At 37.3% G+C, this 17,642-nt stretch carries 14 protein-coding genes; 6 read left to right on the forward strand and 8 right to left on the reverse strand.

What is annotated here, in order from left to right; all coding sequences use genetic code 11:
* Window positions 1–170 precede the first annotated feature (170 nt).
* The 6 genes from rbsK to C9J36_RS13425 form a co-directional block, all read right to left on the reverse strand.
* A complete protein-coding gene (gene rbsK, locus C9J36_RS13400) occupies window positions 171–1,067 on the reverse strand; it encodes a ribokinase (RefSeq protein ID WP_107943433.1) in 897 nt (298 codons plus the stop codon).
* The gene (gene xylB, locus C9J36_RS13405; protein ID WP_107943434.1) at window positions 1,064–2,560 is read right to left on the reverse strand and encodes a xylulokinase; all 1,497 of its coding nucleotides are present in this window, start codon (window positions 2,558–2,560) and stop codon (window positions 1,064–1,066) included. The genes rbsK and xylB overlap by 4 nt, the downstream gene beginning before the upstream one ends.
* A 68-nt stretch (window positions 2,561–2,628) precedes the next feature.
* Window positions 2,629–3,555, reverse strand: coding sequence for a sugar ABC transporter substrate-binding protein (locus tag C9J36_RS13410; RefSeq protein WP_161956420.1), 927 nt, complete (start codon window positions 3,553–3,555; stop codon window positions 2,629–2,631).
* A 24-nt stretch (window positions 3,556–3,579) separates the two neighbouring features.
* Window positions 3,580–4,518 (reverse strand): ABC transporter permease, encoded by a 939-nt coding sequence (locus C9J36_RS13415; RefSeq protein ID WP_066165370.1) that lies wholly within the window; start codon window positions 4,516–4,518, stop codon window positions 3,580–3,582.
* 6 nt (window positions 4,519–4,524) lie between these two features.
* Window positions 4,525–6,003: a sugar ABC transporter ATP-binding protein gene (locus C9J36_RS13420; RefSeq protein ID WP_107943436.1), complete on the reverse strand. Its 1,479-nt coding sequence runs from the start codon at window positions 6,001–6,003 to the stop codon at window positions 4,525–4,527.
* 36 nt (window positions 6,004–6,039) lie between these two features.
* Window positions 6,040–7,080: a LacI family DNA-binding transcriptional regulator gene (locus C9J36_RS13425; RefSeq protein ID WP_107943437.1), complete on the reverse strand. Its 1,041-nt coding sequence runs from the start codon at window positions 7,078–7,080 to the stop codon at window positions 6,040–6,042.
* Between the two features lie 216 nt (window positions 7,081–7,296).
* On the opposite strand from C9J36_RS13425, the gene C9J36_RS13430 reads away from it, so the two are divergent.
* The 5 genes from C9J36_RS13430 to C9J36_RS13450 all read left to right on the forward strand — a co-directional run bounded on the left by C9J36_RS13430 (window position 7,297) and on the right by C9J36_RS13450 (window position 12,376).
* Window positions 7,297–8,727, forward strand: a complete 1,431-nt coding sequence (locus tag C9J36_RS13430) for an L-fucose/L-arabinose isomerase family protein (RefSeq protein ID WP_066165366.1) — start codon at window positions 7,297–7,299, stop codon at window positions 8,725–8,727.
* A gap of 2 nt (window positions 8,728–8,729) precedes the next feature.
* The gene (locus C9J36_RS13435) at window positions 8,730–9,587 is read left to right on the forward strand and encodes a transketolase (RefSeq protein ID WP_107943438.1); all 858 of its coding nucleotides are present in this window, start codon (window positions 8,730–8,732) and stop codon (window positions 9,585–9,587) included.
* Entirely contained in the window at window positions 9,571–10,512 is a 942-nt protein-coding gene (locus C9J36_RS13440; RefSeq protein ID WP_066165360.1) for a transketolase family protein, read from the forward strand. The genes C9J36_RS13435 and C9J36_RS13440 overlap by 17 nt, the downstream gene beginning before the upstream one ends.
* A 1-nt stretch (window position 10,513) precedes the next feature.
* A complete protein-coding gene (locus C9J36_RS13445; protein ID WP_107943439.1) occupies window positions 10,514–11,986 on the forward strand; it encodes an FGGY family carbohydrate kinase in 1,473 nt (490 codons plus the stop codon).
* Window positions 11,987–12,052: 66 nt separating this feature from the next.
* Window positions 12,053–12,376, forward strand: a complete 324-nt coding sequence (locus tag C9J36_RS13450) for a MazG nucleotide pyrophosphohydrolase domain-containing protein (RefSeq protein WP_066165354.1) — start codon at window positions 12,053–12,055, stop codon at window positions 12,374–12,376.
* 106 nt (window positions 12,377–12,482) lie between these two features.
* On the opposite strand, the gene C9J36_RS13455 is transcribed toward C9J36_RS13450, so the two are convergent.
* Complete coding sequence (locus tag C9J36_RS13455) at window positions 12,483–13,136, reverse strand: DUF1801 domain-containing protein (protein WP_066165350.1); 654 nt, start codon at window positions 13,134–13,136, stop codon at window positions 12,483–12,485.
* A gap of 215 nt (window positions 13,137–13,351) precedes the next feature.
* Between C9J36_RS13455 and C9J36_RS13460 the strand changes: the two genes are divergently transcribed.
* Window positions 13,352–15,385 (forward strand): methyl-accepting chemotaxis protein, encoded by a 2,034-nt coding sequence (locus C9J36_RS13460; protein WP_161956423.1) that lies wholly within the window; start codon window positions 13,352–13,354, stop codon window positions 15,383–15,385.
* A gap of 284 nt (window positions 15,386–15,669) precedes the next feature.
* Here the strand turns inward: C9J36_RS13460 and C9J36_RS13465 are convergent, their stop codons facing one another.
* A complete protein-coding gene (locus C9J36_RS13465) occupies window positions 15,670–17,355 on the reverse strand; it encodes a methyl-accepting chemotaxis protein (RefSeq protein ID WP_107943441.1) in 1,686 nt (561 codons plus the stop codon).
* Window positions 17,356–17,642: the final 287 nt, after the last annotated feature.

Raw genomic sequence — 17,642 nt, forward strand, 5'->3', positions numbered from 1 at the left:
AATCCACGCCTATTAAAGAAGCGGTTTTTTACAACCTCTAGAGGCGTGGATTTTTATTATACATTCGATGATTTTCAATCAAATGAGACACGCAGCCCCATGAATCAGCTTTTTACAGACTATTATCTCTTCATTCGTTTCAAGTATTGAAGTAAAGGTCTAGCAGTTAATTAAGACGTAATAAAATCATTGAAATCCGGCTGTGCCCCTTCTCTAGTTACGACATATGCCGCTACCTTTGTTGCAAACTCAATAGCCTCTCTTAAAGCATACTTTCTGTGAAGCGCTACTGTGATTGCTCCTACAAATGAATCACCAGCTCCCGTTGTATCAACGGCTTGCACTTTATCTGCATGGACAAAGCCCTTTTCATCGTCACTACAGTAATAGCAGCCTTCTTCACCTAGTGTAACAATCACACATTTAGCTCCCCTTGCTTTAAGCTTTTCTACTGCTTTTTCAACCGCATCTAAACTATCTATATCCATATCAGCCAAAGTCGCTAGTTCATTTTCATTCGGTATTAATATATCTATATTTGCAATTAGATTATCACTTAATTGCTGTGCTGGAGCAGGATTCAAAATAATTCTTTTCCCTAAGCTTCGACCGATTTCCGCAACATGCTCAATGACCTCTAGAGGGATTTCTAACTGCATTACAATCATTTCACAATCATTAAAAATATCCTTAGTCATTTGTTCAGGAGTTAAATGGTAATTAGCTCCAGCATATAGTACAATGCTATTTTCACTACTGGCAGCCACTTGTATTAAAGCTTGGCCTGTTACACCATTTTGAGTAATGTATTGTGTATTTACTTTAGCAGTCTCTAAGTTTTGAATCGCTTGCTTACCATAATCATCTTGCCCGACATTTCCTATCATTAGCACTTCTTCACCGAGCTTGCTTATTGTTGTAGCTTGATTAGCTCCTTTTCCTCCAAAATACACTGCCACATCTGTACTATGAATCGTTTGTCCCGGCTTTACGATATGAGGTACTTTGTATACTAAATCAATATTAATGCTACCTACTACTGCTATACCCATATTATCACCGCTCATTCTGTAAATTCCACACGCTTCTGCATTTCATTCAATATTTTCGTTTGTTCATAAACCATTTTATAGCATTCAAAATACTTCATATATAATTCATGATTTTCTATATTGGGGTTATACACTTTTGTCTTTTTCACATAGTTAGAAGCCGCCTCATTATACGAGGCTACCCACTTTATCCCCACTGAGGCTAGCATAGCCGCACCCAATGCTGGCCCTTGCTCCTTAGCTAAAGTATAGATAGGCATACCAAATATATCAGCTATTATTTGTAGCCAATGCTCGTTTTTTGCTGCGCCACCAATACATACAATATGCTGGATTTCCGCCCTATGCTGCATGACTAAATCAAAACATTGCTTTAATGAAAAAGTAACCCCTTCCACCACCGCTCGGGTGAAATGTGCTTTCGTATGCGTATTTTTCATTCCGATAAAGCTTGCTCTTACTGTAGAATCTCCATAGGGTGTACGCTCACCAAATAAATAGGGTGTAAATAATAAACCACTAGACCCTATAGGTACTTGCTTCATTTCATCAAGCAATTCATCGAAACTTTGCTGTGCAGCAAAGTTTTCACGATACCATCTTAAACTTTCCCCCGCAGCAAGCGTTACACCCATCATATAATGCGCATCTTTTTTCACATGTGCAAACGAGTGTATAAAATTCCCTGCATAACTCAATTTAGTCCCCAATGTTAACACAACACCTGATGTACCGATACTAATTAATGCCGCTGACGAATCTACAATTCCAGCACCTAAAGCACCACACGCATTATCTGCACCTCCTGCATAAACAGGAATCTCCTTATCCTGTCTAAATATTTCTCGATATTGTGGTAATAAGAATCCTGCTAAGGCATTGGATTCTATTAATGGTGGACAAATCGTTATAGAAAGCCCTATACGCTCACATATTTCCTTACTCCACTCAAGTGTATCCATATTAAGCAAAAGTGTCCCTGCTGCATCGGAGTATTCCATATGTAAGCTCCCAGTTAATTGTAAGCGCAAGTAATCTTTTGGTAATACAAATACATGTAGTTGTTCATAATTTAGAGGCTCATGCTCTTTAATCCATAATAATTTTGGGAGAGTAAACCCTTCTAGTGCGTCATTTTTAGTAATACTATATAAGCTTTCTCCTAACAATTCTTCTAACTCTCTACATTGCTTTGTCGTGCGCGTATCATTCCATAAAATCGCATTTCGAATAGGCTTTAAGCGCTTATCAAGCATGACTAGCCCATGCATTTGACCTGAAAATGAAATACCCTCTACTTTTATGTTTTCATCTTTCTGTAAAAGCTCATGCAAGCCCTCTATCGTCTGCTTTACCCAATCATCAGGATTTTGCTCTACATAGCCATCCTGCAATTCTATAAGTTCATATGCTTTTATTGTTTGCCCAACAATATCTCCATTCTTATTCATCATGATGATTTTTACAGCACTTGTACCTAAATCAATTCCAATTACTACCTCTTTCATGAAAAGTCACCTCTAGGATAAAAAAGTGCCAGCTAGTTTACTAAAAACTTTACTGACACTTTGATGAATTATTTTGAATCTGACATATAAACATCTACTAGCATTTCTGGTTCAGGCTTTGTTCCATCCTTTAAGAAAGCATCTACATAATTAACAGCTTCTTTACCGATAAATTTAAAGTCTTGTACGGCTGTTACAGACATTTTTCCTTCCTCGATTAAATCATACGCTTCTTGTGCGCCATCAAACCCGATAACGATAATGCCATCCTTATCTCGACCAGCCGTTTCAATTGCACGCACTACACCTACAGCCATCGTATCATTTTGGGCAAATACCGCATCAATATCATCATGCTTTGCTAATAAATCTGACATTGCCGCTTCTGCTGGAGCCATTGAAAAATCACCAACTACCGTATCTAAAATAGTAAACTTACTATCTGAGTTTTGAGCTGGATCAATAACGCTTAAAAAACCACCGCCACGTTCGCGTTGAGGAGCTGTTCCCATCACCCCTTCAATATGCACTACATTTCCACCTTCAGGTAGTTTATTAGCTAACCATTCACCCGTTAATTCGCCGCCCTTCGTATTATCCGTTACTAAATACGATAAAATTCCATCTATATTTACTTTACGATCAACTGTAACAACTGGAATCCCTTGTGCAATGGCTTCTTTTAAAGCATTTGCCGTAGAGTCCTCATCACCAGGATTAATGACAATCGCTGAGACACCTTTTTGTAAAGCATCCTCTACTTGAGATGGTTGCTTCGATGCATCATTTTGACCATCATAGACAATTACTTCATAGCCTAATGACTCAGCCTGTTCTTTTACGGCATCACGTAAAACATGGAAAAATGGATTCCCTAAATCAGCCATTAACAAAGCAAGCTTTTTATCTCCTTCTCCAGAAGAGCCTTCACTGTTACACGCTACTAAAAAGACCATTAATACCGCTACCATGAATAAAGAGTACAATTTTTTCATAAACATTTCCCCCTAAGGTTTAATTTATCTAGAACTTTTGCGGTCTAAAATAACCGCAATAAGTATAACTAGCCCCTTTATAACTTGCTGATAGAATGATGAAACGCCAATAATATTTAAACCATTATTTAGCACACCAATAATGAGTACCCCAATTAATGTTCCAAAAATTCTACCTCTACCACCCGCTAAGCTTGTGCCACCAATTACAACAGCTGCAATTGCATCTAATTCATACCCAGCACCCGCAGTTGGTTGTGCAGAGCTTAAGCGCGATGTTAAAATAACCCCTGCTAAAGCTGCCATCGCACCGCTAATCACATATACTAGCGTTTTTGTCTTAATTGTGGAAATCGAGGATAGCCTCGCTACCTCCTCATTCCCCCCAACTGCATAAACACCGCGTCCATATACTGTTTTTTCAATTAAAATATATAAAACGATAAATGCAACTAGAAAAATAATCATCGGCAAGGGTAGCCCTAGAAGCTTTCCTTGACTAATAAAGTCTAAAAATTTTGCATTTGTCGTTACACCCATTGCTGGAATTCCATCTGAAATAATAAGAGTAATCCCTTGGAACATCGTCATCGTAGCTAACGTAACAATGAAGGCTTGAAGCTTTATTTTTGCTACAAGAAAACCATTGAATAGCCCCAATCCCGCACCTAAAAGGATAACAATGATAATCGCTATAACATCAGGTGTTCCACCTAAAATTAATAAACCTAATACCATGCCAGATAAACCTAAAATAGCACCGACTGATAAATCAATTCCCCCTGTCAAAATAACAAAGGTCATACCTAATGCAATCAAACCATTGATTGAAACTTGTCTAAATATATTCAAAATGTTATATGTAGTTAAAAATTTAGGATTCATTACTGAAATAATTATTACTAGCAGTAGTAAAACAATTACCGTCCCGTATTTATCATAAATCGCTCTAGCTTTAGCCATTCTTCCTCACCCTCTCGTTGCAAAATCCATAATATTTTCTTGATTTGCTTCATCCCGTTCAAAAATTTTTACTAATCTCTTTTCTCTCATTACAGCAATACGGTCACACATACCTAAAACCTCGGGTAGCTCACTTGACACTAAAATAATGGCAACACCAGCGGCTTTTAAATCGTTGATAATTTCATAAATCTCCTTTTTAGCACCAATATCTACACCTCGTGTCGGCTCATCTAAAATAAGAATGGAAGGATTCGTATGCAACCACTTTGCAATAACTACCTTTTGTTGATTTCCTCCTGATAAATTAGCAATTTTACTATTCGAAGAAGCCATTTTTATATTGAGCTTCTTTTTGTACTTCTCCATTTCGGATAACCTTTTCTTATCGCTAATAAAATTTGATGTCGTAAAATCCTTTAATGCAGATAACATTAAATTTTCACTCACGCTGAAATCCAATATAATTCCTTCATTTTTTCGATCCTCAGTAATAAAGCCTATCCCCAAGCTTTTTGCTGTTTTGGGTGAATTAATTTTTTCCTCTTTACCCCTAATATAAATTTTCCCTTTGGCAGCAGGGCAGCTTCCAAAAATGGCGTGCATTACATCTGTACGTCCAGCACCCATTAGCCCAGAAAAACCTAATATTTCACCTGCCCGCACTTGGAAGCTAACATTTTCAAATCTCCCCTCCAACGTTAAATCTTTTGTTTCTAACAAAACTTCTCCCGGCTCGCGCTCAAGTCGTGGGAAACGTTCGCTTAAGTCATAGCCGACCATCATTTTAACGATTTCATCAAAGCTTGTATCCGCTTTCTTTTTTTCCCCTATAAATGTGCCATCTCGCATTACTGTGATGGCATCACATATTTCAAAAATCTCTTCCATGCGATGTGATATATAAATAAAGGACTTCCCTTGTGATTTAAGCTGTCTGATTACTTGGAAAAGCAATCGAATTTCTTTCTCTGTTAAAGCTGCTGTCGGCTCGTCCATAATAATCAGCTCTGCATCTAATAATAATGCTTTAGCAATTTCTACTAACTGACGTTTGCCGACAGAGATAGATTTGATACTTATACTCGGGTTTACTTCTAACCCAAGCATTTGCAATTTTTCAGTTGCAAGCTTCTCCATTTTTTTCTTATCAACAAAGCCCCAACGATTGGTAATTTCTCTACCTAAAAACATATTGTCCACAATGCTCATTTCATTCAGCACATTTAATTCTTGATGTATAAAGGCAATTTTAGATTTCTCGCTGTCTTTAATCGAATGAATTTGAGCCACCTCGCCATTAATTCGAATTTCTCCTTCATCCTTTGTATAGACACCTGTTAAAATTTTCATTAATGTCGATTTTCCAGCCCCATTTTCCCCCATAAGCGCATGTACCTCTGACGGTCTTACATGAATTTGAGCATGTTTTAATACTTTCACTTCATCAAAAGATTTTTTAATATTCGACATGACTAATTCCAATACTGCCACCCCCAAAATGTCGCTATTTGCAATAAATCATTCCATTCCTATTGTTGATTTTCTAAAAATTAATTTTGTATCAACCATTACTTTTATACTCATTTCTTCTTCACGAATTAAAGAGTTGAGCCTTCTTACAGCCATTGCTGCCATTTGTTGCTTATCCACATGAATAGTTGTCAGTTCTGGCGTAATAACAACAGATTCATTGATATTATCGAAGCCAATCACCGAAACTTGCTCCGGTACACGTATACCCATATCTATCAATGATTTTATAGTACTAATAGCTAAATAATCATTTTCACAAAGCAAAGCAGTTGGTGCATTACCTTCTTGTTGAATTTTCTCTATCCACTTTTGAAAGGAGCGGTTTATACCGATATGATTTGAAGTCAATTGATATTTGACAAAGCTATTATCCAAACCATAACGTTCAACTGCTTGTTTGAAGCTTTCTTGTCGTTCATCTAAATTTGGAATGCGTTCCTCAGATTTGATATAACCCACGTTTTTATGCCCTAAATCAACTAAATGTTGGACTGCTTGGAAAATCCCCATGCGATTATTCATAACAACAAAATCAACCTCTAATTCAGGTACCAATGTATCTAACACTACTAATTTACTAAACTGATTTTTAATTAATAAAATCTGCTCTTTTGTAAGATTTGTACCTAGTAAAATAACTCCATCTTGGTCTGCTGCTGTGTATTCAAATTTATTTTCTAATAAACTTTTCAAATCCATTGTTGAAAGAGTAAGTTCACACCCAAATTGAGCACATTGCTCCTGCACACTTTGAATTAATTCACTAAAAAAAGGTTTTTTCTCATACTGTTCTTGCATAAATGATGTATCTGTTACAACTAAAAATCGTACTGTTAGTTTACTAAATTTCATTTTTTCACTAGTACTACTTTTATGCATATAACCATTTTCATCTGCAATTCGTAAAATTTTATCTCTCGTCTTTTCACTAATACCTTTTTTACCATTCAAAGCTAAAGAAACAGCTGATTTTGATACATTCGCTAATCTTGCAATATCTTCTATTTTCATCATTTTATCACCCAATTATTTATTCTCTTTAATAAATTAACATAATAATCTGAATTTTAAAAGTGTTTTTTACTAATTATTTTAGTTTTATTTTAGTTATTTTTTAGTTAATAGCTAAACTATTTTTATTGTCTAATTATTCCGATAATGATAGAATCAAAATTAAATTGGTTCAACACACCCAATTTCACAGTGTTGAACCATTAAATTATGTCGAGGGGGTTGACATGTATGGAGAAAGTAGTTCTAGGTTATGCACCTACACGTAGAAATGTCTTTAGTGCTGAAGACGCTCAAAGGTATAAGGAGTTAATTTTAAATAAAATTCATTCCTTTAATTTAAACATTGAAATAGTTGATTTAGAAGGAATAAATAAAGAGGGGCTTTTATATGGCGATTTAGATTGCGAAGAAAAGATTGTTGAACGCTTTACAGAGAAGAAGGTTGATGCACTATTTTTCCCTCATTGTAATTTTGGAACAGAGGATAGCGTTGCACGGGTTGCAAAAAAGCTGAATAAACCTGTATTACTCTGGGGACCGCGCGACGAAGCACCATTAGAAAACGGCATGCGCCTACGCGATACACAATGCGGACTTTTTGCAACAGGTAAAATACTTCGTCGCTTCAATGTCCCATTCTCTTATATTGTCAATAGCTCTGTCGAGGATATTGTTTTTGAACGTGGCTTCCGTACTTTTATCGGTGCGGCTAATGTGGTGAAGCAATTCCGTTCGTTACGCATTTTACAAATTGGACCACGTCCTACAGATTTCTGGTCTGTTATTTGTAATGAAGGTGAATTATTAGAAAAATTCGGCGTTGAATTACATCCTATTACCCTAGAAGAAATCAAACGCCAAACAAATAAAGTTGAAGCTCAAAATCCTCCAGAATTATTAGACGCTATCGCCTATGTTCAGAAGCACCTTACTGCTATCGATGTCGAGGAGGAGCATATCCGAAAAATTGGCGCTTTAAAAGTAGCTATGAAAAATTTAGCGGAGAAAAATAAATGTTCTGCAATCGCTATACAATGCTGGTCATCTTTACAAGATGCAATCGGTATTATGCCTTGCTTGGCAAATGCCATTTTGACAGATGAACAAATTCCTGTAACTTGTGAAACGGATATTCATGGCGCAATTTCTTCAGTTATGCTTCAAGCAGCAGCGCTTAATGAACGTCCTACCTTCTTTGCAGATTTAACAATACGCCATCCTGAAAATGATAATGGTGAATTACTTTTCCACTGTGGAAACTTCCCCGTTTCTTTAAGTGTAGAGGAAGAACCTAGATTGCAAAAACATTTCTTATTTGATTCACATGCACCGGGCACACATGAAGGTGAAATTAAAGGTGGCGAAATGACATTAGCTCGTTTTGATGGCGATCACGGGGAATACTCTTTATTCTTTGGTAATGCCCGTGGCATTTCAGGTCCTTATACGCGAGGCTCTTGGGTATGGGTTGAAGTTGATAATTGGCCATTATGGGAGGAAAAACTTGTAACCGGACCATATATTCATCATATCGTTGGTATACATGCAAGCGTTGGGGCAGCTCTTTATGAAGCGTGTAAATATATTGATGGATTAACTCCAGATCCAGCAACACCTAGTGAAGATTATATTAAAGCATGGTTGAGAGGAGAATTTTAAGCATGGATATTATTAATTTAAAAATAAAAGCTGCTCAAATTCGAATAGACCTTATGCAAATGATTACGAGAGCGCAAGCAGGTCATACTGGGGGCTCTTTAAGCAATACGGATATTTTAACTGCACTCTATTATAAAATAATGAAGCATTCACCAGAAAATAGTAAGCTAGAAAACCGTGACCGTTTTATTGCAAGTAAAGGGCATTCTGTCGAATCACTTTGGTGCATTTTAGCTGATTTGGGTTATTTTCCGAAAGAAGAATTAGAAACATTTTCCCAATTTGGTTCTAGATTAATAGGTCATCCAAACAATACAGTACCAGGAATAGAAATGAACACAGGTGCTTTAGGGCATGGGCTATCCATCAGTGTAGGTATGGCATTAGCAAGCAGACGTGAGCAAATAGGCTACAAAGTTTACTGTTTAATGGGTGACGGTGAACAGGCTGAGGGCTCTATATGGGAAGCTGCCATGGCTGGGGCGCATTATAAGCTAGGGAATTTAGTTGGCATAGTAGATATGAATGGGCTGCAAATTTCAGGCAGTACATCAGATGTCCTTTCCTCTGATCCCCTTAACGAGAAATGGGCAGCCTTTGGTTGGAATGTGATAGAAATTGACGGAAACTGCATGGAGCAGCTCGTCGCAACTTTTGAAGCCATTGATTCAACAAGCGATAAACCAACATTAATTTTAGCGAAAACTGTTAAAGGTAAAGGAGTTGGCTTCGCTGAAAATCAAGTGGGCTGGCATCATAAAGTACCAACAGAGGAGCAGCTGCAGTCAGCCGTAGCAGAACTGCAACAACAAATCGACAGCTATCGAAAGGAGCTAGTAGCTAATGAATACAATTCCTAATAGACAAGTTGTATGTGACACACTTTTAGAATTGGCTAAAAAAGATTCTTCTATTTATGTATTAGCAAGTGATTCCAGAGGCTCTGCTGCAATGGGACCCTTTGCCGAAACTTATCCCCAGCAGTTTGTTGAGGTTGGCATCGCAGAGCAGAATATTGTTGGTATTGCGGCTGGTCTAGCGCACAGCGGTAAAAAGCCTTTCGTTACTTCACCCGCCTGTTTTTTAAGTATGCGGAGCATTGAACAAATTAAAGTCGATGTTGCCTACTCTCAAACAAATGTAAAGCTAATCGGTATTAGCGGTGGTATTAGTTACGGTGCACTAGGTATGTCACACCACTCTGTACAGGATTTTGCAGTGACTCGAGCGATTCCCGATTTAACGGTAGTCGTACCTGCTGACCGTCACGAAACAAAGAAAATGATTGAAGCTTTGACAAACTATGAGCAGGGGGCCTATATGCGAATTGGACGTAATCCGGTAGCCGATGTGTACGACTCTGATAATTTCGATTTTGAAATAGGTAAGTCTATTCAACTTGCAGAAGGTAACGATGTAACAATCATCGCTTGTGGTGAAACCGTCAAAATTGCACTTGATACGAGCAAAAAGCTAGCGAAGTCTAATACTCACTGTAGAGTAATTAATATGCATACAATCAAGCCATTAGATACAGCAGCGATTATCAAGGCTGCTCAAGAAACAAAATATATCGTAACGCTTGAGGAGCATTCAATTTACGGCGGCTTAGGCTCCGCTGTTGCAGAAGTTGTTGTACAATCACAGTCCGTTCCAATGAAAATATATGGTATCCCTGACGAGCCTGCTATTGCAGGTAAAACGAAGGAAGTATTCAATCACTATGGGCTAAATGCCGAGCAACTAGCAGAGGATATTACAGCATTTTTAAAGAAGGCTGATTAAAATGGGTAAATTTATTTTAACTATCGACCAAAGCACTTCCTCAACAAAAGTATTTCTTGTTGATAAGAAAGGAAATATTGTTGATAAATTGGGGCTTGATCATCGGCAAATATATCCACAGCCTGGATGGCTTGAGCATAATCCTGAGGAAATCTATCAGAACCTCTTGCAGCTTTTCCATGAATTAGTGGAGAAACAGCAATTAAAAAATGGAGATGTCGAGGCAATTTCAATAACGAATCAGCGCGAAACCTGCTTACTATGGAATCAAGAGGGGCAGCCAGTGCAAAATGCAATTGTTTGGCAATGCAATCGTACAGCTCCTCTTTGTCAGCAATTAATTGAAGCTGGACATCATGATATGATTGCAGAAAAAACGGGCTTATTGATTAATCCTTATTTCTCTGCTACAAAACTCCAATGGTTACTACAAGCATACCCGAGCATGCAGCAGCCTTATTTTGGAACAATGGACAGTTGGATTATTTATAATTTAACAAATAAAAAAGTACATGCTACAGATTATACGAATGCAAGCCGTACCCTACTATTTAATATTCATACACTCGATTGGGATTCGGAATTAATCGCATTATTTAATGCGGATAATGCAAAGTTGCCTAAAATTTTAGAATCAGATGCTGCATTCGGCAGTACGAATGATTTACGTTTGCCCGAAGCACTGCTTGCTATTCCTATTTACGGTGTAATTGGTGATTCACAGGGGGCTTTATTTGCTCAAGGCTGCTTTAAAGTCGGTATGGCAAAAGCTACATTAGGCACGGGTACATCTGTCTTGATGAACATTGGCAACAGCCCCATCCCTGTTCAAAATGGACTAGTAACAACCGTAGCCTGGAAGCTTAAATCAGAAATTAATTATGCTTTAGAAGGTATTATTTATAGCACTGGTGATACCATTTCATGGGCAAAAAATAATTTAGGTTTATTTAAAAATTACAAGGAATTGATGGAGATTCTAGAAAATACACCTTCGAGTGAGGGGGTTGTTATTATTCCAGCTTTTCACGGTATGGGCGCACCGTACTGGAATAGTGAAGCGAAAGCCGCTATCTATGGGCTAAGTCGCAGCTCTTCAAGTGCCCATATTATAAGAGCATGTATTGAAAGTATCGCACACCAAATTCGAGATGTAACACAATTAATTACAAAAGAATCAGCATTAACGATTCAGGCACTACGCTGTGACGGTGGTGCGACTTCAAATCATTTTCTTATTCAGGATTTAGCAAATTTCCTACAACTAAACATTAAAACAACAGATAAAATGGACCTTTCCCCTCTCGGAGCAGCATTTATTTGTGGTCTTGCTTTAGGCTGGTGGGATTTACGAACGATTGAGAATCAACTTATAACTTATCGCAGTTTTAATCCAACTTGGGATTCTCAAAGAGCTATTCAAAAGAAAAAGCAATGGGACAGTATTGCTCAAAATTTAAACTTATTTTATTAATTGCGACCGCATTTTCCCATCTTTTTGTTATCATATAACGAGAGGATAATTGCAGGGGGATTGTTTATGAATATTTTTGAATACCAGCAGTGGATTACTGCATTTTATAAGGAACGCAATTGGTATCAGCTAAGTCCATTTATTCGCGTAAACTTTTTAACGGAGGAAGTTGGCGAAGTTTCAAGAGCTATTCGCACAATTGAAATTGGGCGTGACCGTCCAGATGAAGCGGCATTAACTAAAACAGAACAAATTGACAATTTAAAAGAGGAGCTTGGCGACGTGCTCGATAATCTTTTTATCTTGGCAGATAAGTATGATATTGATTTAACCGAAATTATGATTAGCCATAAAGAAAAGCTCATGAATCGATATAAAGAAACCGTCTGAAAAGCTTTTTTGAGAAGAAGATTGTGACAGCTCTCTCCTATCGCAAAGAGGTCGTCTCAAAATGATTTTTCAGACGACCTCTTTATTGTACCGAAAGTATACAGATTTATTCCATATTTTTATGTGAGCCATCGCATGTAGGCATACGCTTGGAATAGCCGCAGACGCAATCGCGCAAACCTTTGCCGTTTAAAATACGCGGCATATTTTTCTCGATGCGTGCTATCTTCGTTTTTGATTGCTTCGCTTGGGCAAAATGATAAATGTATTCTCTTTGCCTACCTGGCGTTAGTGCCTCAAAAGCCTTTTGGAAGATGGCATCTTCCTCAAATTTGCTTTGTAGCTCCTCAGGCATTTCGATTTCCGCTTCTTTTTTCACTTCTACTTTTAAGCCTGCCTCTTCAATTTTAATGGCTTCGTTAATATATTCCTTTATAGTCTGCTCAAGTGCCTGTATTTCCTGTAAATTTTTAAAGCGAATTTGGCGTGCTGCTTGTACCTTTTCTGTTTGCTGCACTAAAATACCTGCTGGGTCTGGCAATAATGCCCCTTTATGTAGCAATAGCGCACAATATTCTTTAAAGCCATGGATGAGTACGACATTTTTATTGCGCTGCGTATAGCACGGATGCATCCATTTGAAATCCTCGGTTAGCCCGCAATCTAACAGCATTCCCCTCAGTGCTTCAAACTCCTCTTTCCATGTGGTCACATTGCTTAAAAATTCATCTACCTTTGGATTTAGCTTGCTTTTATTCATTTATTAACACCTCACAAAAATATTATTTAAACCTCAATATGTTTTCTTTAAATAGGGATTTCCGAAAATAGGAAATTACAATTCTTTATAATTGATTTACAATTTCGTTAGGAATAAAGATAGTATTCTTATTATATTATAGATAAAATTAAACTAGTTAGCACATGATGCATAAGGTTATTTACCTGTATTTTTACATAAAAGGGGGATATTTCATGAATCAGCTATTCAAAAATCTTAAAATTCGTTCTAAAGTAAGTGTTATCATTTTTATTACTGTTGTGTTTCTTTTAATCATAGCAGCCCTTAATTATATGAATAGCTCTGCTAATATGGAGCGTGCTGTTCATAATGAAATGTCATTAACACTTGATAAAACAGCCGAGTCAGTATTAACGAAGCTGAACCTGCACTCGCAAATGATGCTAAGCACCAAATCTTCCTTTGAAGCTAAAAGTGAATTCATGACAAGAGAAGAAGCAAAAAAGTATTTTGAAAAAGTGCTACCAATTAATCAGGAAACATTTGGAATGGGCATCTGGTTTAATACAAATATTTTAAATGAGTATTTCGGGCCGTATGCTTATAAAGAAGGAAATGAAATCGTCTATACAACTGTTTATGAAGATGCCGATTACGATTATCCTTCAACAGACTGGTATCAACTAGGGCTTGATTCTAGCGATGTTGTTTGGACAACTCCTTATTTTGACGAAGCACTTCAGCAAACATTTATTACAGCGGCTGTGCAAATAACAAGAAATTCAGTGCCTATTGGTGTTATATCAGGCGACTACGTACTAAACTCTATTCAAGAAATTGTTTCTGACGTCAAAATAGGCGATAGTGGCTATGCATTTTTGGTAGACTCAGACGGCTTATTTTTAACGCATCCTGATATAAACAAAGTAAACTCAACAACTATAGAGGAATATTTATCCATATCAGTAGAACAAATCACTCAGGAGGACGGTTCCTTTACCGCTGAAATAGACGGAGAGTCCTATATAGTTCACTATCAAAAAATTGCTGGTATGCCATGGAAAGTAGTGTTAATAGCATCAGTAGCAGAAATGTACGCCCCATTACAAAAATCTTTAACGCAACAAATATTAATTAGTGGCCTTTTATTATTATTAATTGTCGCAACTATGACTATAATTAATAAATATATTACAAATGGAATTGACAGAATAAACAATCAACTAGGGGTCTTATCTACTGGAGACTTAACAAAACATGTAGTTGTTGATTCTAAAGACGAATTTGGGGAAATGGCCACTTCCTATAATACAACAATAGATTCTCTCAATCATATTATGAACAATATTCACTATAGCTCCGAAACTGTTGCGGCTACTTCAGAGCAGCTAACCGCTAGCGTCAGCGAAGTACATACTTCTATAACGAGTGTAGCAACATCAATGACAGAAATGACGGAAAATAGTGCAAATCAGTATGAAATGAACGAGTTATTGAATAAGCTAACAGTGAATATTACAGAAAATATGGAGAAGTTTTCAGAAACTTTACAAACGGTTGTAGAAAGCTCCTTATCAACGGTAAAAGCCGCAACAAATGGCGCTTCACAAGTACATGATTTTATTTCTGAAATAACCCATCTTCATGGGCAAGTCGAAGCAAGTGCTGAGCTAATTGTCAATTTAAAAGACGAGTCTCAAAAAATCGAAATGATGAGCACACTTATTTCATCAATTGCTGACCAAACGAATTTATTGTCCTTAAATGCCGCGATAGAAGCTGCAAGAGCTGGAGAATCAGGCAAAGGCTTTGCCGTAGTTGCAGGAGAAGTAAAAAAACTAGCTGAACAAACTGGTGATACATCTAATGAAATTGCGGCAATGGTGCGAAAAATTCAAACAGAAATAGCATCAGCCGTTGCTATGATGGGGAAAAGCAAAGAAATTGCTGAATCAGGCATTGTGTCTGTACAACAAACAGGCATAATTTTCGAAGACATTGAAGCGTCTATCAATAACTTAAAACAAATGATTGATGTAACGAATAAACATACTGCACAGGTATTTTCTGAACTACAGGCTATTGCCTCCATCGTTAACGATTTACGAGCGCAATCAGCTACTACAAATGAGCATACACTCAGTATATCAGCTATCACCGAAGAGCAATCAGCAACAATGGCTGAGATGGCCGATGCATCTGAGCAATTAGCGCAGCTAGCCCAAACACTACAGCTAGAAGTAGCTCGTTTTCAAACAGCAAAATAGAAGAGGACTTCCCCTATGAATTAATCTTTGAAGCTTCCTCCACAATATTAATAGGGGGTTGTCCGAAAAGTCATTTTGTTTTGACACCGAATTGAAATCAATGTTTTCATCGCTTCCCTTTTACTGAAGGATAACGCTGCTAAAGTCAATGTTCATCACCTTTTTAAAAGAGGCGTTCTCTGTTTATAGGAATCAACATTTTGCGAAACCTCATCGCTACTGTCCAAAATGCCGGCTATGCACGGCTTTTTGGACAGCCTCTTTTCAATGAATACTTCATCTTCTTACACTTTAAATCTTTGAATTTGTGCTTGCAAATCCTGCGCATTATCACTTAAGTTCACTGCTACACCACTTACTTCTTCCATAGTGGCAGCCTGCTCCTGCATAGCTGCTACTACCATATCAATATCAGTAGCGGACTCTATCGCATTCGTGGCAATCTCATTTACAGATGCCGACACCTGCTCTGCACTTGCTGATAATTGCTCGGAAGTAGCTGAAATATCTTCAATCTGCTCTGTCATATTCGTTACTGCTTCCTCAATTGCGTGGAATGCTTGTCCCGCCTGATTGATAATTTCAACCCCATCCTTAACAGATAGAAGTGAATGATTTACGGCAGCTTCAACACTGCCTGTATCAGATTGAATTTCTGTTGTTAATGTAACAATTGTATTGGCAGAACTTTTTGACTCCTCTGCAAGCTTACGCACTTCATCTGCTACAACTGCAAAGCCTTTCCCATGCTCCCCTGCGCGCGCAGCTTCAATTGCGGCATTTAATGCAAGTAAATTTGTTTGCTCTGTAATATCTGTAATGACTTTTGTCATTTGGCTAATTTCTTCTGTTTGCTTCGATAGCTTTTGTACAAGCTCATTTACTTCTGTTGTAGAACTATTAATCATTTCCATTTGCTGCTTCGCTTTATTAATAATGACGCTACCATTTGTAGCTGTTGCACTTGCATCTACAGAGCTTGTCTGCAAGTCCTGCGCGGCTTCAGCGATGCGTTGTACACCAACAGCCGTCTCTTCCATTGCTTTTGCGCTTTCATTTGCAGCATTAGAAGCTGTTCGTGTGATTTCAGCGGTATTTGATGCACGATTTGTCACATCTGTAGTTGTTGCGGTCACTTCCTCTGTACTCGCCGAGAGTTGCTCTGCTGCTGCACTTAATTGCTCCGAGTTGGATTGTACATTGCCAAGCAGACCTTTCAAATTATCCTTCATTAAATTGAAGGCTGTGGCAAGCTGACCAATCTCATCCTTCGTTTGTACTGGAATATCTGGCTCCGTTAAATCCCCTTGTGCAATTACATTTGTCGATTCAACTATTCTTACTAACGGTTTTGTTATAGCTCGCTTAACGAAAATAACAAGACCGATAGCAATTAATACTGCTACAATGACTAAAATAATCGAAGTAGTTTTAGCAATGGTAATTGCTGTTGCCGACTGCTTTGAGATTTCATTCAACTTCCCATCTTGATATACCACCATTTGATCTGCAATGTTTAAAATTTCTGTGTTAATTGTCTGTAACTCATTATTTACAATATCTTGAGCTTTACTAATATGACGAGCTTTAATAGTAGCTAAAAATGTTTCAGCAGTAGCATTAAATTGCTCAACTTTTTCCTGCATATTTTTATGATGATTTATCATCGTGTCGGTTTTGAATAAACCTGATAGCTCATCCATTTTATCTTGTAATAATTGCTGATTCGCAAAAAATTTCTCTTCATTTTCCTTCGTAGCTTTTAATGCGATAGCACGTACATAAGCCCCTTGCGCAGCTATGCCGAAACGTATATCATCAACAATGCGAATTTGGACAACTCGATTTTCAAGCGCCTCTTCCATCTTCTTATCAACATTACTAATATTTATTAATCCTGATATTACTATAATAAAAAGTAAAAAAATTATTGAGAAAAATACGATATTTAACTTCTTACCAACACTCATTTTCTTCCTCCTTCACAGTATTAACCTTCTATATTATGCCAACCATTTATATGTTGTGCAATAATGCATTCGTATGAGAAGATTTAGCTCACATTACACCTCTCATTATTACGGACCTATATAATAGATAAAATTTTCCTAATATAAGGTTTTTAAGACCTCTACTGCAACTTCTAAAACACATTCATTTTCTCCAATAAGCCTATCTTAATTCGATACTTTATATAAAATCAGAATTCATTTTTCACCTATACTTCGCGTATGCTTTATGCTATAATACACTCCGT

It is taken from the genome of Metasolibacillus fluoroglycofenilyticus (assembly GCF_003049645.1).
GTDB classification, from domain to species: domain Bacteria; phylum Bacillota; class Bacilli; order Bacillales_A; family Planococcaceae; genus Metasolibacillus; species Metasolibacillus fluoroglycofenilyticus.